Raw genomic sequence first — 18,476 nt, forward strand, 5'->3', positions numbered from 1 at the left:
GGTGACGCGCGACCGCACAAGGAGCATCATCACTTCGGCCCCCGGAGGTCGCCATGACAACAGACAACCCGGCGGTTCCCGCCACCGCGCCCGAACCTGCCGTCGGCTCGGCGCCCGTTTCGTCCCGTGAGGACGCGGAACTCCTCGCGGCACTGGGCTACCAGCAGCGCTTCGACCGCAAAGTGAGCCTGTGGGCGAACTTCGCCCTCGGCTTCGTCTACCTCTCGCCGCTGGTCGGCGTCGTCTCCCTGTTCGCGCTGGGCCTGTCGGCGGCCGGGGGGCCGTCGATCTTCTGGATCGCCGTCGTCGGGCTGGGCCAGCTGCTCGTCGCGCTGGTGTTCGGCGAAGTCGTGTCGCAGTTCCCGCTCGCAGGCGGGCTCTACCAGTGGTCACGCCGTCTGTGGAACGGCCGTTACGCGTGGTTCACCGCGTGGACCTACATCTGCTGCATCACGATCGGCATCACCAGCACGGCCCTGTTCAGCTCGGACTTCGTGGCGAGCCTGTTCGGGGGTACCGCCGCCGAGCCGGGGGTGAGCTCGACGCCCGGCCAGCGGCTGCTCATCGCGCTCGCCGTGACCGCGCTCTGCCTGCTGTGCAACAGCTTCGGCACCCGCACGCTCGCGATCATCTCCAAGATCGGGCTCGCCGCCGAGCTCATCGGGATCGTGCTGGTCGGCCTGTACCTGCTGGTCTTCCAGCGCCACAACTCGATCTCGATCTTCTTCACCGGAGGTGGCACCAGCCACACGGGCAGCTACTTCGGCGCGTTCCTCGCGGCGTCGCTCGTCGGGCTCTTCCTCTTCTACGGCTTCGAAGCCTGCGGTGAGGTCGCCGAGGAGGTACCCAATCCCGCCCGGAGCATCCCGCGCGCGATGCAGCTGACGGTCGTCGTCGGCGGGGTGGCCGCGCTGTTCGCCTTCGCCGGATACGCACTCGCGGCACCGGATCTCGGCTCGATCCTGTCCGGACAGGACACGAACCCGATCCCGGCGATCCTCCAGAGCTCGATCGGCACCGTCGGTACCAAGCTGGTCCTGCTCGTCGCCCTCACCTCGTTCATCGCCGGCGTGCTGAGCCAGCAGGCGGCGGCGAGCCGGATCGTGTTCTCCTTCGCCCGCGACGACATGTTTCCGGGCTCGCACCTGTTCTCGAAGGTCACGACCCGCCACCGCGTGCCGATGAACGCGCTGCTGGCCGTGAACGTGGTGCCGGTGCTGCTGTTCGTGTTCGTCTACTTCTCCCCCGATTCGCTGGTGCGGATCGCGGCGTTCCAGATGCTCGCGGGCTACCTGGCGTTCCAGATGGTCGTGCTCGCCGCGCTGCGGATGCGGCTGAAGGGCTGGCGCCCGGCCGGCGCCTGGAGCCTGGGCCGGTACGGCCTCGTCGTCAACGTCGCCGCCCTGGTCTACGGCGTGCTCGCGATGATCCTGCTGGCGGCGCCGGCCGGCGACGCGAGCACGTCGTTCGTCGACCGCTGGATCGCGTTGATCGGCTTCCTGATCGTGTCGGCGGTGGGGCTGGTCTACCTGCTGGCCGCCAAACCAGACCGGAAATCCACCGCACCGGAAGGGGACGCGATCGAGATCGCCGCCCGGCTGCGGGACCGTGCCGCCTCGGTCGCCGGGGCAGAAAGGAGGATCGCGTGACCCGCGTGCTGTATCTCTACGGCGGATGGCCGGGGCACAAGCCCTACGACATCGCCGAAAAGTGGGCGCTGCCCCTGTTCACCGAGCTGGGTTTCGACGTCACGGAGACCAACGACGTCTTCGCGCTCGACGCCGACCTCACCGGCTACGACCTGATCGCCCTCAACTGGAACAACGCGCTGCTGTCCGAAGGGCTGTCGGCAGCCCAGGAGGACAGCCTGCTCGGCGCGGTCGAGGCGGGCACCGGGATCGCCGCGTGGCACGGCGCGGCCGCGGCCTTCCGGCTGAGCCTGAAGTACCACCTGCTGCTGGGCGGGAGTTTCCTGGAGCACCCGGCGGGCGAAGGTGTCAAGTACCCGTACGACGTGTCCATAGTGGACAGCGAGCACGAGATCACTGCCGGGGTGCGGGACTTCTCCGTGGCGTCGGAGCAGTACTACATGTCGGTCGACCCGAACAACCACGTGCTGGCGGAGACCAGGTCACCGGAGAGCACCTGTCCTGGCTCGTGGGCCGGACGATCCCGCAGGCGTGGACCCGGACCTGGGGCCGCGGCCGGGTCTTCTACAGCGCCGTCGGGCACGACCTGGACGACCTGCAGAACCCCGACGTGACCCGGCTGTGCAAGCAGGGTTTCGCCTGGGCCGCCCGCCGGAGCAACTGAACACAGAACGGAGAGAGTCACATGCCTGTCCTCACCGGCGGCCAGATCGTCGCGCGGACCCTGCACAACTACGGCGTCGGCTACGTGGCCGGCATCCCCGGGCACGGGATCTGGTCCCTGACCGACGCCTTCCTCGACGACGAGTCGAAGATCCCGTTCGTCCAGACGTTCCACGAGCAGAGCGCGGTCCACCTCGCGGACGGCTACTACCGCGCGACCGGGCGCCCGATCGCCGCGGTCACCTCGATCGGTGCCGGCGCGAGCAACACGGTGATCGGGATGGGCACGGCGTTCACCGACTCGACCAGCGTGCTGGTCATCACCGGCGGGCCGCCCACGCACATGCGCGGGCACGGCCTGCTCCAGGAGCTCGACCGCTACACGGCCAACGACTTCCCCAAGGTCGCCGAGGCGGTGAGCAAGCGGCACTGGGTGGTCACCCGCGTCGAGGAGCTGCCGTTCGTGCTGCACCGGTGTTTCAACTCGATGCTCACCGGCAGGCCAGGGCCGGTGCACCTGGAGGTCCCGATGGACGTCCAGGCCGAAGCCGCCGACGTCCAGCTGCACGACCTGGAGCGCCGCATCCCGGTCGGCCGCCAGCACCCGGACCCGCTGGCCGTCGACCGCGCGGTCGAGGTTCTCCGCGCCGCCCGGCGGCCGGTCATCGTCGTGGGCGGCGGCGCGATCACGTCGGAGGCCGGTGACCAGGTCAGGGCGCTGGCCGAACGCTGGTCGATCCCGGTCGTGACGACCTGGAACGGCAAGAGCGCGTTCCCGGAGGACCACGACCTGTTCGCGGGCAGCGTCGGGCAGACCGGCACGCTGGTCGGCAACGCGATCGCGAGTTCGGCCGACGTCGTCGTATCGGTCGGGTGCCGGTTCACCGACTGGTCGGCGTCCAGCTACGCCCAGGGAATCAGCTTCTCCATCCCGCCGGCCAAGCTGATCCACATCGACATCGACCCCCACGAGATCGGCAAGAACTACCCGGCCGAGGTGGGCATCGTCGCGGACGCACAGCGTGCCGTCGCGGCGATCGTCGATTCCCTGCCGTACCCGGCCGCCGACCGCTCGGAGTACCTGGCCGAGCTGGCGCAGCTCAAGCGGGACTGGGAGGACAAGCTCGCCGGCCGCCGCGACAGCGACCGGTACCCGTTCACCTCGCAGCGTCCGCTGGGCGCGCTGCGCGCCGCTTTGCCTCGCGACGCGATCATCGTCGCGGGCTCGGGCAACACGCAGGGCGCGGTGAAGCAGACGTTCCCGGTGTACGAGCCCCGCACGCACCTGACGTCCGGCGGCTTCTCGTCGATGGGGTGGGCGATCCCCGCCGCCGTCGGCGCGAAGCTGGGACGGCCCGACCGGACTGTCGCCTGTGTCCTGGGCGACGGCGACTTCCTGATGACGGCGCAGGAGATCGCGCTGAGCGTCACGACCGGGGCGCCGGTGGTGTTCGTCGTGCAGAACAACGCGGGCTACATGTCGATCCGCGGCGGGCAGCGCAAGCAGACGTCCCGCCACATCGGGACGGAGTTCTCGCGCCCCGACGGGACCCCGTACAGCCCGGACTTCGCCGCGCTGGGTGCGTCGTTCGGCATCGAGTCGTGGCGGGTGCCGGACGCCGAGTCGCTGGAGCCGATCCTGCGCAAGGCGGTGCAGTCGGGCGAACCTGCCCTGGTGGAGGTGCCGACGGACCGGGACGCGGCAGGCCCCTGGGTGCCGGGCTGGTGGGACTTCCCGATCCCGGCGTACGTCACCGACGAGCGCCAGGACGAGTACCGCCGGACCCGGGCGACCGAGCAGCACCTCTGAGCGGAACGTCGCGAATGACTCGTTCGGGACCTCCCACGTCCCGAACGAGTCATTCCCGACACTGGCGAGAACCGGGCTCAGCCGCGGGTGGCCACGCGGACCAGGTCGGCGAGCGCCCGGGAGCGGCTGTGCGGTGGCCAGGCGATGACCGTCGTCACGGCGTGGGCGTCGGTGACCGGCACGGCGGCCAGGCCTTCCTGCAGGTTCGCGCGGCTGGATTCGGGCATCACCACGGTGGTGCGGCCGAGCGCGATCAGCTGGAAGAGCTGGGTCAGGTTGCGGACTTCCGCGCCGGGGCCCTCGGGATAGCGGCCGCCGGGCCCGGGCCAGCGGGCCAGCGGGAGGTCCGGCAGGGAGCTGACCTCCGCCAGCCGGACTCCGGACCGGACGGCCAGCGGGTGCGAGCTGGGCACGATCGCGACCTGGCCCTCGGTGTGCAGGACTTCGGTGTCGAGCCCGGCCGCCGAGTCGAAGGGCAGGTGCAGCAGGGCCACGTCGGCCCGGCCGTCGTGCAGCGTCTGCTGGGGCTGGGCTTCGCACAGCAGCAGGTCGACCGCGACCGCGCCCGGCTCGGCGGCGTACGCGTCGAGCAGCTTCGTCAGCAGTTCGCGGGCGGCACCGGCCTTCGCGGCCAGGACCAGCGAAGGCCGGTTCACGGCGGCCCGCCGGGTGAGCCGCTCGGCCGTGGCCAGCGCCCCGAGGATCGCCCGGCCTTCGGTGAGCAGCACCGCGCCGGCTTCGGTGAGCGAGACCTTGCGGCTGGTGCGCGCCAGCAACGTGACGCCGAGCCGCCGCTCGAGCCGGGCGATCGTCCGCGACAGCGGCGGCTGGGCGATGCCCAGCCGCTCGGCGGCCCGGCCGAAGTGCAGCTCCTCGGCGACCGCGACGAAGTACCGCAGCTCCCGTGTCTCCACCCGGTCAGCCTACCCGCCGATCCATGTCGTTCAGGTATCGATTCCTGACCCGAGCGGTGTTGGTCCGCCGCCGGTTCCGCGTCACGATCAACCCATGAACGAACAGACGATCGCGCTGGTCACCGGCGCGAACAAGGGAATCGGGTACGAGATCGCGGCCGGGCTCGGCGCGCGGGGCTGGAGCGTCGGAATCGGTGCCCGCGACGAACAACGCCGGGCGGACGCCGTGGCCAAGCTGCGGGCGGCCGGCGTCGACGCGTTCGGGGTGCCGCTCGACGTGACCGACGACGCGAGCGTCACGGCCGCCGCCGCGCTGCTCGAGGACCGGGCGGGCCGGCTCGACGTGCTGGTCAACAACGCGGGTATCGCCGGAGCCTGGCCGGAGACCCCTTCGGCGGTCACGCCCGAGAGCCTGCGGGCCGTCGTGGAGACCAACGTGATCGGCGTCGTCCGGGTCACCAACGCGATGCTGCCGCTGCTGCGCCGCTCCGCGCACCCGCGGATCGTCAACCAGTCCAGCCACGTCGCCTCGCTGACCCTGCAGAGCACGCCCGGTGTCGACCTCGGCGGGATCAGCGGCGCCTACGCACCGTCGAAGACGTTCCTGAACGCCGTCACCATCCAGTACGCCAAGGAACTGGCCGGCACCGCTGTCAAGGTCAACGGCGCGTGCCCCGGTTACGTCGCCACCGACCTCAACGGCTTCCACGGGACGAGCACACCCGCGGACGGCGCCGAGATCGCCCTCCGGCTGGCCACGCTGCCGGACGACGGCCCGACCGGCGGCCTGTTCGACGACGCCGGGACCGTGCCCTGGTAGGTCACGACACCGCGGCGGCGATCGACGGCGCGATGCGCAGCGCGTTGGCCCCGATGGTCAACGCCGGGTTGAGTGCCGCCGAGGACGGGAAGAACGAGGCGTCGGCAATCCACAGGTTTCCCACGTCGTGGCTGCGGCACAACGGATCCAGCACGCTCTCCGCGGGATCGGTCCCGGCCACGGCGGTGCCGCACATGTGCGAGTTCGTCTCGATCCCCATCCGCTGCGTGAAGATCAGCGGATATCCGGCCTTCCGGACGATCTTCGTCACCCGCCGCACGAGTTCGTGGTGCGCGCTGAGGTTGGTCGGGGTCCAGTCGATGATCGTGCGGCCGCCGTCGACCCGGACGCGGTTGTTCCGGGAAGGCAGATCCTCGCTCGTCAGGTAGATGTCGATGCTGCGCGCCGCCATGAACTTCAGCGCCCACATCGGCGCCCACGCACGGGCCGGCTTGAGCATGGGTGCCTGCAGCTTCCCGAGCATCTGGAGGTTGCCCAGCGGGTCGGTACCCTCGTAGAAGTCGTTGATCCCCAGCGTCTTCTGCCACTTCGTCGGGTTGGTCCGAAGTGGATTCACGCCCACGAAGAACGTGCTGTTGTGGACCATGTAGTTGCGGCCGAGCAGGCCCGAAGAATTGCCCAGCCCTTCCGGGTGCTGGTCGTTCGCCGACCGCAGCAGCAGCGCCGCGGAGTTGACCGCGCCCGCCGCGACGACGAACTGCCGCGCGGTGATCCGGATCGTCCGGTCGCCGTGGCGGGCTTCGGCGGCCACCACCGTCCGGCCGTCGGCCGCGGTGACCAGGCGGGTCACCACCGCCTCGATCATCAGCCTGACGCCCGCCTGCAGGGCCGGGACCAGGATCCGGTTCTCCGCGTCGGACTTCATGCCCGTGTCGTCGGGGCAGCCGTCCGCCGTGCACACCGCCGCGCGGTCGGCCTGGGTCACCACGTTGAGCGCGTTCGGCGTGTGGTGCGGATGGAGTCCCTGACGGCGGAGGGCACCGGCGAACCGCTCGATCGCCGGTTCGTGCGGCAGCGGCGGATGCGGATACGGCGTCGAGTGCGGCGGTTCCGTGGGGTCCTCGGTGGTCTGGCCGTGCACCTGCAGCAGCCGTTCCATGGTCCCGTAGTGCGGTTCGAGATCGTCGTAGCCGAACGGCCACGCGCGCGAGCGTCCTTCGCGGTGCTGCACCTCCGTGAAGTCGCTGCGCCGGAACCGGGGCAGCATGGCGCCGTAGAAACGGGTGTTGCCCCCGACCCAGTAGTAGACGCCGGGCGCGAACGGCTTGCCGGTGCCACCGTCGTACCACCGGCCGGCGTTCTTGTACCGGCCCTTCAGGTACATCTGCTCCGGCTGCGAGTTCTCCGGTTCCCGCGGCAGGAACCGGCCCCGCTCGACGACCAGGACGCGGGCACCCGAGTCCCGCAGCGCCCACGCGAGCGTCGAGCCGCCCATGCCGGACCCGATGATCAGGACGTCGGTGTCGATCTCGTCCCGTTCGCCGGGAGCCTCGAGGACGTCGGCGGTCAGCCCGCCGGGGAGGTTCAGGTCGTTCATGCTCGCGAGGGTAAGGACACGCTCCCGGCCCGGCCATGCACAAACTGCGTAACTCCGGCTTGCCGAGCTGCTCATTGTGTGCACGGTTGCCTCCGGCGCGAGCTCAGCGGTGATCTGCTGTGCTCATCGGAGTCGTTGAAGAGCCTCTCGAGATCGTGGCTCAGCCGGTCGAACACGTCGCGGACCCGGACGTCCCGGGTGGGCTCAGGTATGGTCAAAAATGCGCAGCACTGCCGCCAGCACGGCAGGCCATGCCCAGCAGGGCCGGTCGCGAGACCGAAACTTCACCGTGAACGCATCGTCGGGATCGCCTGCCATCCGGCGGCCACAGGGACAGAAGACCATCCTGCGGACAAGGAGGTCCGCCGCGTCTGCGGGTGCGAGTTCGGCGCGTTGCTCACCCGGGGACCGCCACCGCACCTCCGGGCTCAGCGATCCGACCATCGCGCCGAAGAACACATGTTCCATAACTCTTCTGTGTTCAGTCGCGGCGCTAGGCTGGCGAGCATGCGGGCGAACGACGGCGAAACAGCGGATCTTCCGTGCTTGCCGTCGCCGCTTCAGGACCTGCGGGACGAGCGGCTCGAGCGCCGGGGCGTCCGCCTGCAGCTCAAGCGGGACGACCTGATCAGCCCGGAACTACCCGGCAACAAGTGGCGCAAGCTCCGCTACAACCTCCACGCCGCCCGAAACCAGGGCTTCACCACACTCCCGACCTTCGGCGGCGCGTACTCCAACCACATCCGCGCCACCGCAGCCGCCGGGCGCCGTTGGGACTTCGACACCGTCGGCGTCATCCGCGGCGAGGAACACAAGCCCCTCAACGATTCTCTGGCCTACGCCGCCGACTGTGGCATGACGCTGACCTACCTGGACCGGACAACGTACCGCCGCAAGACCGAGCCCGACGTACTCGCCGCACTCACCCGACAATTCGGCCCCTGCTACGTCCTACCCGAAGGCGGCAGCAACGGCCCCGCGGTCCGCGGCACCGCCGAACTGGTCGACGAGATCACCACGAACTTCGACGTCATCTGCTGCGCCACCGGCACAGGCGGCACGCTCGCCGGCATCGCCTCCGGCCTGACCGGTCCACAGCGCGCGGTCGGCTTCGCCGTGCTCAAAGGCGCGCAGTTCCTGGAAGACGACGTGCGCCGCCTGCAACTCGAAGCGTACGGAACGACAACGACCAACTGGACGGTCAACCTGGACTTCCACTTCGGCGGCTACGCAAAGCGCAACGCCGTGCTCGACGACTTCATCGCCGACTTCGGCGAACGCCACGGCATCACCCTCGACTGGATCTACGAGGCGAAGATGATGTACGGGCTCTTCGCCCGGACCGAAGCCGGGGATTTCCCGCCAGGGACCAGGATCGTCGCGGTGCTGAGCTGAACGCTACGCCGCGGGCACGGCCCCGTCTGCCGGCGTAGCCACCGGCAGGTCTCGTCGAGACCCCGGCGTCGAGGTGCAGCTCGCTGAGTGCTCCTTCGGCACCGACGGTGCCCAGGACGGCGTGCAGTGCCATTTCCAGCTCGCCGATTCCCCCGGCGAGCACCGGGACCTCGGGTCGGTCTTCGTCGTCGGCGGGGAGCGGGACGGAAACGTCACATCGCCTCCAGCAATGCGTTCTGTGTCACGGGGCTGAGCATCGGCTCAAGGTCTCTACGACCGGCCGGCCGGCTTCGGTTGTGGTCAGGTAGAACTTCGCGTCGTGGGGGTGGGCGCCGTTGTCGACGGTGTACGTTGTTTCGAGCACCCCGGCGGCGCCGGGGAACCGCCGCTGGAGGTTGAGGTCGGCGGCGACGAGGTCGTCGCGGTCGGCGATGTTGACCCAGCGCCGGACCTGCGGCGGCACGGACGGCGGCTGTGGCCGGACGCGGTGGTAGACGATGTTCCGCAGCCCGAGCGGTGAGCCGAGGGTGACCAGCAGTGGCAGTGGTTGCCCGAGCCGGTGCGCGGCTTCGAAGGCGACGACCGAGCCGAGGGAGTGGCCGACGACGACCTTGGTTTCGGGGCCGATGAGGACGGCGACGCGGTCCTGTACCGCCGCCCGGATCGTGTCGTCGGTGAGGTAACGGCTGACCTGGATGATCGCGGTGCGCAGCAGCCGTCCCGCGACGGCTTCCCCGAGGGCGGCCATGGGCCGGATGCGGGTCAGGGCGTTGAGCACCGGACGGAGCCCGGCGCGCAGTCCCTGTGCGTCGGGCAGAGTGCCCTCGGCCTGTTCCAGTGCCCGCCGGGCGCGTTCGCGGTCGGTTTCGCGGGTGCCGTGGTCGGCGATCTGCTGCGCCCAGTCCAGGGTGAGCTGCGCGGCGATTCCGGCGGCTTCCGGTGGGAGGTCGAACTGATCGCCCTGCTGGTCGGCCTGGCGGAACAGGTCGCCGTAGAACGCGACCCGGGCGGACAGGTCGCCGGGCCGGGCGTTACGCCAGATCCGGTCGGCCAGGCCGGGGTCGCCGGCGAGCCGGATGCCGCCGGCGAGATTCGGCAGGTACTCGCTCTCCACGGTGTCCGGCGACTTCTGCTGCTGCCCGATCCCGTGCACCAGGACGATCTCGGCCACCGTCTCCCCTTCGTCGACCGTCGGCGGGTGAGCAATCACGCACCGTGCGCGTCAAGCTTGCCCAAGCGTGCCTGGTTGAGCAAGGTGGGGATCATGCCGGGAAGACTGCTGCTGGTGATCGGCTCCAACTGGGGCGCACGGCCACCGCTGTCGTTCCTTCCCGGCGAAGCGCGCAACCTGTACGAGAGTCTCCTATCCCCGCAGCCGGGTCAGTGCGAGCCGGCGCTGCCCGGGCGGTCGCTGGTGCTCGATCCCGGTGCCGCGCAGCTGGACACGGCGATCGAGGAAGCCTTCGCGGCGGCGTCCGCGCAGGAGGCCACCTTGGTCCTGGCCTTCACCGGGCACGGGGTGACCAGCGGAGACGACTACTACCTGCTGGCCGCGGACTCGCCGGAGGACCCCGACTCGCGCACGGCCTACCTGCTAGGACAGCGGGTCAAGGAGCTGTTCCGCCGGTATTCGGCGATCGACGGGCTGGTGCTGCTGCTGGACACGTGTGAGTCCGGGCGGGCGGCCGAAGCGGCGGGCCGGGCGTGGATCGATGTCCTCAGCCGGGCCGAGCGGCGGTTCGAGCTGCTCACCGCCACCGGCGACGGCCCGGCCTTCGGCGGCTGCTTCGTCAAGTCGCTGACCTACCTGATCCGCAACGGGACCGTGAGCGGCCCGGACCGGCTCGGCTGTGCCGAGGTCCGCGACCCGGTCAACCAGATGTGCGCGCACCAGCAGGCCCGCCACGTCGCGTTCACCGGGACGGCGCCCGGCTCGGGTGACCCGACGCTCTGGCTGGCCCGCAACGCCGCGGTCGCCGACCGGCACGCGCCCCTCGACGGCTCGGTGCTGGCCGGCGTGGCGGCACTGGCCGCGCGGTCGTTCCAGCCGACGAGGTCGTACCGGCGGCTGCGCGAGCTGGTCGGGGCGGGGGCGCACGTCGCCGTCGTCGGCCCGGCGGGTTCCGGGAAGACCGCGGTGCTCACCGCGCTCGCCCAGCCCCGTGGCCTGCCCAGGGTGCAGGCCGCGTGGCTGGGGCAGACCGGGGAGAGCGTCGAGCAGATCGCCGGCGAGCTCGCAGCCCAGCTGACCCGCACGGTCGACGGGTTTCCGGCGGCCGCCGAGACCTACCTCGACGCTGTGTCCGGTGAGGAGTGGTCCCGCGCCGACGCGGTCGAGCGGATGCTGACCGGCCCGCTACAGCATCTCGGCGACCGAGTGCTGTTCGTCATCGACAGCACCAAGCCCGAAGTGTTGTCCCGCATCGCCCGGCCGCTGGCCATGCTGCCCCACGTCCAGGTCGTCGCCGGAGCCTACGAACCGGACGATCTCGGCGACGGATTCACCCCGCTGCCGCTGGAACCCGCCACGCGGCAGGACGTCGCCGGATACGTCGCCCGGCGCGGTCTGCCCGGCGAGGTCACCGACGAGCTGTTCCGCGGCTCGGGCGGCAACTGGATGGCGATCACCGCCCGGGCCGAACAGAAGACCACATCAGCAGGCCCGCCTCCGGCGCCTGGTGCCGCCGGGTTCCACGCCGCGGCCATCGAGCGTGCCCTCGGCCGCAGCACCCTCGGGCAGGAGGACGCCACGGCAGTACTGGCGGTGCTGGCGGCCGCGGGAACGGGTCCGGCCATGCCGTTCCGGGTGCTGCGCGGTGCCGTCGCCCGGCTTGGCGGCACCCGCTCGGTCCCGCGGCTGCACGAGGTCATCGCGCGCCTGGACACGCTCGTCGTCCACGGCCACACCGACACCGGCGGAGACCACTACGGCCTGCGCTACCAGACCGTCGCCGACTACGTGTGGGACCAGGCCCCCGGCGGCATCGGACGCGAGCAGGCGCACGCGGCCGTCGCCGAGGCGATCGAGGAGGCAGCACCCATGGCCGAACACCAGGCGGACGATTCCGTGCACGCCTACGCCGCCCGGAGCGAGGCCGAGCACCTGTGGCAGGCCGGCCGCCACGACGACGCCTACGCCTGCCTCGTCCTGCGGGAATCCCTCATCAACGCGGAAAACCTCGCGTCCTGGACCACCTGGACGAAGCGGATCAGCCGCGACCTCGGCGACACCCATCCCCTCGCCTTCCGCGCAGCCGGCCGCCAGGCCCGCGCGCTCGGCGAAACCGGCGATCCCGGGCAAGCCGTGGAACTGCTGCGGGAACTCGCCGCCGACAGCCGGGCGGTCCTCGGCCCGGACGACCGGACCACCCTCGAACTCGAGGACCACCTGGCCTACTGGACCCACCAGGCCGGCGACGTGCCCGCCGCGCGCGAGCAGTTCTCCGTGCTCGCCGGCCGGTGCGCCGTCCTGCTGGGCGCCGACGACCCGCAGACGCTCATGGCCCGCCACCACCTGGCCCTGATGACGGCCAAGGACGAGGACATCCCGACCGCACTGGCGCTGTGGCACGAGGTTCTCGAGTCACGCGAACGAGTGCTCGGACCAGAACACATCGACACTCTGCGTACCCGGCTGAACATCCTGGTATGGACGGCAAAAACCGGTACCCCCCCCCCGATCTCGAAGGGTTCACTCGCCTTTACGACATTCTGCGAAACACTTTCGGGGAGAATCACCCCGAAACGATCACCGTCGGCTACTTTCGCGCCCACTGGCGCGGCGAGACCGGCACGCCGGAGAACCTGCGCGCGGCACTGGCCGAACTCGCCGAGCTGCTACCCCGGTCCGAGCGGGTGCACGGCCCGAAAAGCCTCTGGGCCAACGCGATCCGCGACGACCAGAAGGCTTTCCGGGCCAGTCTCGGACAGCCGTGACCGCACCCGGCCACGTCCGTGACTGACCGCCTGCGCATCGCTCTGCTGTCCTATCGCGGCAAACCGACCTGTGGCGGCCAAGGCGTCTACATCCGGCACCTGAGCCGCGAACTCGCCGCGCTCGGGCACCACGTCGAGGTCATCGGCGGCCCGCCGTACCCGGTCCTCGACGACGGCGTCCGCTTCACGCCCCTGCCGGGCCTCGACCTGTATGCGCCGGACAACCCGTTCCGCACACCCGCGCTCCGGGAACTGCGCACCCTGCCGAACATCCTCGAATACGCCGGGATGAAGACGGGCCGGTTCACCGAACCACTCGCCTTCTCCCTGCGGGCACGCGCCTACCTGCGGCGGCGACCGTTCGACGTCGTGCACGACAACCAAGGGCTCGGCTACGGCCTGCTCGGACTGCCCGGGCTGGTCGCGACCATCCACCACCCCGTCGCCATCGACCGCGAATGGGAACTGCGCGACGCCGACGTCCGGCGTCGCCAGGAAGTCCTTTCCTGGTACCGGTTCCTGCGCATGCAGCACCGGGTCGCCCGCCGGATCCCCCGGATCATGACGCCGGCCGCGGCCAGCAGTCTGGCGGTGACGGAATGGATGGGCGTTCCCGCCGAGCGCCTCACCGTCACCCCGCTCGGCGTCGACGGTGCCGTCTTCCGGCCCGATCCGTGCGTTCCCCGTGTCCGCGGCCGGATCGTCACGACTGCCAGCGCCGACGTCCCGGTCAAGGGTCTGCCGCAGCTGCTGCGCGCCGTCGCCGCGCTGCCGGACGAGCTTTCCGCCGAGCTGCACGTCGTCGGCACCGCCCGTCCCGGCGGACCCACCGAACGTCTGCTCACCGAACTGGGCTTGACCTCGCCGGTCCGGTTCCACAGTGGACTCACCGACCGGCAGCTGGCCGACCTGGTCCGCAGCGCCGAGGTGGCCTGCGTGCCGTCGCTGTTCGAAGGCTTCTCCCTGCCCGCTCTCGAAGCCATGGCCTGCGGCACCCCGCTCGTGGCCACCACCGCCGGCGCCATCCCGGAAGTCACCGCGGACACCGCGCTCCACGTCCCGCCCGGCGACGCGACCGCACTCGCCCGTGCCCTGCGCGACGTCCTCACGTCCCGCACGCTCCGAGATCGTCTCGGGGCTGCCGGCGCGGCGCGGGCACAGCAGTTCACCTGGCGTGCCACCGCCGAGGCCACTGTCGCCGTCTACCGCGCCCGCCTCGGCAGGGCCACGGCCGGTGAGGAGTGCCGGACATGCTGACCATCGACTTCGACCGGCTCGGCGTCGACGCCGCCAGCACCGTGCTCGACATCGGCTGCGGCACCGGCAGGCACACCCGCGAAGCCCACCGCCGCGGCGCCACCGCGATCGCCCTCGACCTCGACGAGGTCGCGCTCAAGGGTATCGACCGCTGCTCGGTCGCCATCCGCGCCGACGGAACCCGGCTGCCACTGCCGGACGCGTCGGTCACCCATGTCATTCTCAGCGAAGTGCTCGAACACGTGCCGGACGACCGGACGATGCTCGCCGAAGCCGTCCGGGTTCTTGCTCCGGGTGGACGCCTCGCCCTGAGCGTCCCCCGCTGGTATCCCGAGCGGATCTGCTGGGCACTCTCGTCCGCCTACCACCAGGTCGACGGCGGCCACATCCGCATCTACCGCCGCCGACGGCTCGAAAACCTCGTCACCGGCACGGGGCTCGAACTCGACGGGCACCACTACGCTCACGGCCTCCACACCCCGTACTGGTGGCTGAAATGCCTCGCCGGAGTCGACCGCGAAACCCGGCTCGTCCGCCGCTACCACGACCTGCTGGTCCACGAGATCCTCACCGGGCCATGGCCCACGCCCACCGCCGCCGGCGTCCTCGACCGCCTGGCCGGAAAGAGCCTTGTCCTCTACGCCCGGAAACCGGTGCGATGATCGACGTCGACAAGACCGCGGCGTTCATCGCCGGGGTGCAGCAACCGGACGGCGCTATCCCCTGGTTCCCCGGCGGCAAACTCGACCCCTGGGACCACGTGGAAGCCGCCATGGGCCTGGACACCGCCGGACGGCACGACGAAGCGGCAGCCGCCTACCACTGGCTCGCCCGCACCCAGAACCCCGACGGCTCCTGGTACGCCGAATACCACGACGGACGGCCGGCCGATCTCGCGCGCGACGCCAACTTCACCGCCTACATCGCCGTCGGCGTCCACCACCACTACCGCACCACCGGTGACACCACGTTCCTCACCACACTGTGGCCCGCTGTCGACGCCGCGATGTCCTTTGTGCTCGGTTTGCGAGCCGAGGACGGCACCGTCCACTGGCGCCGCCGCGCCGACGGCACCCTCAGCCCCGAACTGCTCCTCACCGGCAACTGCAGCATCCAGCACGCACTGACCTGCGCCGCCCGCATCGCCGGAGAACTCGGCTGCCCACGACCGGAATGGACCACCGCCGCCGCCCGCATCCGCGACGCGGTCGTCCACCGTCCCGGCCGGTTTCTCCCCAAACCCCTGGCCATGGACTGGTTCTACCCCGTCCTGACCGGCATCCTCGGCACCGCACACCTCGACGCGCGCTGGCCGCAATTCGTCGAACCCGGCCACGGTGTCCGCTGCGTCCACCACGAACCCTGGACCACCGGCGGCGAAACGGCCGAACTCGCGCTGGCCCTCGCCGTCCACGGCGACCACGACCGCGCTGCGCAGCTGCTGGACACGCTCGACCACCTCGCCACCGGCGACGGCTCCTACTGGACCGGCTACAACTACCGCACCCGCACCATCTGGCCCGAGGAACGCACCACCTGGACCGCCGGAGCCGCCCTCCTCGCCCACGCCGCCATCCACCACGACACGGCGACCACCACGACATTCGGACGCTCACCCGGCCATACGCGGAGTCGATGAGGCAGGGTGAGCGCCCTGGCTGTCCCGCGCCGGCGGGACATCAGCGCTGACTGGCAGCAGCCCCGGGCGTGGCGCAGGAAGCGACCATCCGCATGGCGCTCGGAACGACCCCGCACGCCGAAAACGCCTCGACGTAGCGCGGTGGAACGATCATCCTCGCCGGCAGATGACACGCGAATTCCTCGGCCGGCCGCGGGAACGGTGCGACGTGACCGCGCGCGGGACAAGGCACGAGCAGGAGTCCCGCCGGCTCACGCCGTCCGTGGACGCATCCGAGCGCCTCTCCGGCAGTGGCACCACGCCAACAGAGCCTCACAAGCGGCGATGCCCCCCAGCACGATGCCGGGTTTACCTGCCGGCAGCCCGGCACCCGGCAACACCGGCAAGAACAGCAGGCACAACGCAGCGCACGTGGCCGCGACTCCGGCGACCAGCCGCAGCCGCTCGTACCCGGCCCCCGTCAGAACGCCTGCTGTGACAAGTACGGGTCCGCAAAGTGTGAGGCCGAGCAAGGCAACCGCCGTGCCGGGCAAATGGCCGACCGCAACCCACTCGGCGGCTCCCAGGACCGCAATGCCGAGCGCCACGAGCCGGAGGGCCACGATGACTCGGGGGCGCGTATCGGGTATGGCACCGGTGTCTGCGGTAGGACCCGCCAGCGCTCGAGCGACCCACCGTCGTACCGAGTACCGGGCCGTGAGCCAGAAGCCGCCGAGCAGGATCGCCCAGCCTCCGAGGGCGCTCCAGAGCGCTGACATGAGCGAAGTACGTCCGCCGCCGGCGAGCCCCAGACAGGTGAAGGCAACAACGAGGGACGCCATGCCGTAGAGCCGACGTCTCCGCAGTGACCTGGCGTAGTTTTGGGCATTGGCACGTTCGCCTGCCGACCGGATCGACCCGAGGTCGGGGGTCTTGAGGCGGCCGGCTTCGAGGAGGTCAACGGCGAGAAGCACGGCGGTCAGGCTGTGCCCGTGGCGGTGAAAGGGCCGGACGTGGTCGAGGAAGGGCACGGAAACCTCGGCGACGGGAACGACTGTGCAGCCCTCCCCCGGGTAGGTGAGCCTGGCCACGGGATCGTGTGGTGAGAGATACGCCCGCCAGGAGAAGCCGGAGTTCAGTGGGAGAGGTATCCCGGCCTCGGTGAACTCCTCGCGCAGAAGCAGGCCGACCACGCTACCCAGCACCAGCACCACGGTCGCAAGAACCCCCGCGGGCCCCTGCAGGGCGTTCGTCTGCAGGTGCATCAACTGCTGCCAGCTGTCCGTGACAACTGCGCCAGGGCCACGCCATCCGGCTGGGTCGCTCAGGAGAGCCCAGGGCTCCACCGCGAGTTGCCCCCAGGCGAACAAGACCAGGCCGTTGATACCGAGCAGACCGGCGAGCCCGGCAATCAACCGGACAACCTCCGGTATCAGAATCAGACCCGCCACCACCACATAGCCGGTGAGCAGGGCCGCTTTCACGTTGCTTCGCAAGCAAGAAAGGATGTGCACCGGCCGCAGCCCTGAGCCCACACTGGTGAAAGTCACTGTGGCGCGCTTTTTCTTCGGACGTGGAATCGTCTGGAACGCCTGATACGAGAGGTAGCCGCCGAGAGAATGCGCGATCACCACTCGTTCCGGACCACCGCGTGCCGCGGCAACCACCTGGTAGAGCATTCCACCGCCTGACGTGCACCCACAGCACAGCACCAAGAAGATCGTCACTCCAACGCCTGCGGCCCCCAGTGCGCCGGACAGGGCAACCATCGCCAGGACGCCGACGACCGACGTCAGCAGCACGAACCGCCACACGAACCGGGCCAGAGAGCCGTACGGGAAAGAGCGCACCGTACTGTCGAGACCTCGGCGAATCTGCCACCAGCGCCACGACAGCGAGCCGGTCCACCTGCGAAACTCCGGCAGATCCCGCAGATCGGGCCCCATGACGAGGGCCAGCACGATCGGGAACCGGATCAGGAGCCAAGCCCAGGCTCGCACCCAATATCCGAACTTGTTTCCGGTGCACGACCGGTGCAGCGCCGACCGCCAGGAGGCCACCGAAAATTCATAGTCGACGGACGTTCCGCCGTCGGCCACCGAGACGATCCTGACCGGCCGCCCCTCGTACTCGCCATAGCGGTCGGTCACCACGGCCTCACCGAGTTGCCGGCGCCAGGCAATCAGGACCGGGTCCGTCTTGGACTGTAACTCGCCCTTCTCCTCTCCCCGCTTTCCCGGCCGGAATGACCCGATACCGGGCACGAGAAGCCCCCCACGCCCATTCTGCCTGCGGACCCCGATATGAGCAACGACCGACGCGATGCGGTCAAATGGTGCCCATGAAACTCCAGCTTTGACGGGCAACGGGAGCGGCGGCCGCGATTGTCGTGACACTCGGCGCGGTGGGGTGGTTCGCCGGAGTTCCGCTCTCGGAATGGGCCGTCGGCCCGCAGCGCCCGGAGTTCTCCGCGTGGACTGGCTGACCGCAGTGAACAACACCCGCTCGTCCCTGCTCACCGGACTCAACGTGACCACCGTGGTCGGCGTCCGCCGCTACTTCATCAACCGTGACAAGCAGCGCCTGGAGGAAGACAAGGACCGGCCCGCCTGCGCATCAGGAACCGCAGGCCGAGGTCAAGGGCGAGCCGTCACACTGCGGCCCGCCGCAGTCGCCGGGCCGTTTGGGCATGTCGAGGTCGCCAGTGATTGCAACGACGGTGACAACGACCGAGTGGTCACGCTAAGCGAGTCCACGCGAGAGCCCTCGAAGTCGTGGCAATCGATGTGAGGCCTCCTCATCGACACAGTGAGGTGGGTGCGCACAACCGCGTCGGTGGCTTGGACCTTTTGCCGC

General features: G+C 70.2%; 14 protein-coding genes and 1 pseudogene. 11 read left to right on the forward strand and 4 right to left on the reverse strand.

Features of this window, described 5'->3' with window-relative positions:
• The first annotated feature begins 53 nt into the window (after window positions 1–53).
• The 4 genes and pseudogenes from ABJI51_RS39465 to ABJI51_RS39475 all read left to right on the forward strand — a co-directional run bounded on the left by ABJI51_RS39465 (window position 54) and on the right by ABJI51_RS39475 (window position 4,122).
• Window positions 54–1,649 carry an APC family permease gene (locus ABJI51_RS39465; RefSeq protein WP_348956272.1) on the forward strand — a complete coding sequence of 532 codons (1,596 nt, stop codon included), beginning with the start codon at window positions 54–56 and terminating at the stop codon, window positions 1,647–1,649.
• A gap of 5 nt (window positions 1,650–1,654) precedes the next feature.
• Window positions 1,655–2,122 (forward strand): annotated as a pseudogene (locus ABJI51_RS39470) (ThuA domain-containing protein); the annotation flags it as partial.
• Window positions 2,123–2,157: 35 nt separating this feature from the next.
• Window positions 2,158–2,313 (forward strand): ThuA domain-containing protein, encoded by a 156-nt coding sequence (locus ABJI51_RS43635; protein ID WP_431605705.1) that lies wholly within the window; start codon window positions 2,158–2,160, stop codon window positions 2,311–2,313.
• Window positions 2,314–2,334: 21 nt separating this feature from the next.
• On the forward strand, window positions 2,335–4,122 hold the full coding sequence (locus ABJI51_RS39475; RefSeq protein WP_348956274.1) for a thiamine pyrophosphate-binding protein: 1,788 nt from the start codon (window positions 2,335–2,337) through the stop codon (window positions 4,120–4,122).
• 77 nt (window positions 4,123–4,199) lie between these two features.
• Here the strand turns inward: ABJI51_RS39475 and ABJI51_RS39480 are convergent, their stop codons facing one another.
• Window positions 4,200–5,036 (reverse strand): LysR family transcriptional regulator, encoded by an 837-nt coding sequence (locus ABJI51_RS39480; RefSeq protein ID WP_348956275.1) that lies wholly within the window; start codon window positions 5,034–5,036, stop codon window positions 4,200–4,202.
• 94 nt (window positions 5,037–5,130) lie between these two features.
• Between ABJI51_RS39480 and ABJI51_RS39485 the strand changes: the two genes are divergently transcribed.
• Window positions 5,131–5,856 carry an SDR family oxidoreductase gene (locus tag ABJI51_RS39485; protein WP_348956276.1) on the forward strand — a complete coding sequence of 242 codons (726 nt, stop codon included), beginning with the start codon at window positions 5,131–5,133 and terminating at the stop codon, window positions 5,854–5,856.
• 1 nt (window position 5,857) lies between these two features.
• Here ABJI51_RS39485 and ABJI51_RS39490 read toward each other — a convergent pair whose 3' ends face one another.
• Window positions 5,858–7,414, reverse strand: a complete 1,557-nt coding sequence (locus ABJI51_RS39490) for a GMC oxidoreductase (protein ID WP_348956277.1) — start codon at window positions 7,412–7,414, stop codon at window positions 5,858–5,860.
• A 507-nt stretch (window positions 7,415–7,921) separates the two neighbouring features.
• Here ABJI51_RS39490 and ABJI51_RS39495 point away from each other — a divergent pair.
• Window positions 7,922–8,809: a 1-aminocyclopropane-1-carboxylate deaminase/D-cysteine desulfhydrase gene (locus ABJI51_RS39495; protein WP_348956278.1), complete on the forward strand. Its 888-nt coding sequence runs from the start codon at window positions 7,922–7,924 to the stop codon at window positions 8,807–8,809.
• A 241-nt stretch (window positions 8,810–9,050) separates the two neighbouring features.
• Here ABJI51_RS39495 and ABJI51_RS39500 read toward each other — a convergent pair whose 3' ends face one another.
• Window positions 9,051–9,980, reverse strand: a complete 930-nt coding sequence (locus ABJI51_RS39500) for an alpha/beta hydrolase family protein (protein WP_348956279.1) — start codon at window positions 9,978–9,980, stop codon at window positions 9,051–9,053.
• 93 nt (window positions 9,981–10,073) lie between these two features.
• On the opposite strand from ABJI51_RS39500, the gene ABJI51_RS39505 reads away from it, so the two are divergent.
• Genes ABJI51_RS39505 through ABJI51_RS39520 form a run of 4 tightly spaced genes read left to right on the forward strand, consistent with a single transcriptional unit; the run spans window position 10,074 to window position 15,641 of the window.
• Complete coding sequence (locus ABJI51_RS39505) at window positions 10,074–12,767, forward strand: tetratricopeptide repeat protein (protein WP_348956280.1); 2,694 nt, start codon at window positions 10,074–10,076, stop codon at window positions 12,765–12,767.
• A complete protein-coding gene (locus ABJI51_RS39510) occupies window positions 12,764–14,002 on the forward strand; it encodes a glycosyltransferase family 4 protein (protein WP_348956281.1) in 1,239 nt (412 codons plus the stop codon). The genes ABJI51_RS39505 and ABJI51_RS39510 overlap by 4 nt, the downstream gene beginning before the upstream one ends.
• Window positions 13,996–14,664, forward strand: a complete 669-nt coding sequence (locus tag ABJI51_RS39515) for a class I SAM-dependent methyltransferase (protein WP_348956282.1) — start codon at window positions 13,996–13,998, stop codon at window positions 14,662–14,664. Before ABJI51_RS39510 ends, ABJI51_RS39515 begins: the two co-directional genes overlap by 7 nt.
• Entirely contained in the window at window positions 14,661–15,641 is a 981-nt protein-coding gene (locus tag ABJI51_RS39520) for a prenyltransferase/squalene oxidase repeat-containing protein (protein WP_348956283.1), read from the forward strand. The genes ABJI51_RS39515 and ABJI51_RS39520 overlap by 4 nt, the downstream gene beginning before the upstream one ends.
• A gap of 251 nt (window positions 15,642–15,892) precedes the next feature.
• Here ABJI51_RS39520 and ABJI51_RS39525 read toward each other — a convergent pair whose 3' ends face one another.
• Window positions 15,893–17,884, reverse strand: a complete 1,992-nt coding sequence (locus tag ABJI51_RS39525) for a hypothetical protein (protein ID WP_348956284.1) — start codon at window positions 17,882–17,884, stop codon at window positions 15,893–15,895.
• A gap of 208 nt (window positions 17,885–18,092) precedes the next feature.
• On the opposite strand from ABJI51_RS39525, the gene ABJI51_RS39530 reads away from it, so the two are divergent.
• Window positions 18,093–18,410 (forward strand): hypothetical protein, encoded by a 318-nt coding sequence (locus ABJI51_RS39530; protein ID WP_348956285.1) that lies wholly within the window; start codon window positions 18,093–18,095, stop codon window positions 18,408–18,410.
• Window positions 18,411–18,476: the final 66 nt, after the last annotated feature.

The organism is Amycolatopsis melonis (assembly GCF_040064235.1).
GTDB classification, from domain to species: Bacteria; Actinomycetota; Actinomycetes; order Mycobacteriales; family Pseudonocardiaceae; genus Amycolatopsis; species Amycolatopsis melonis.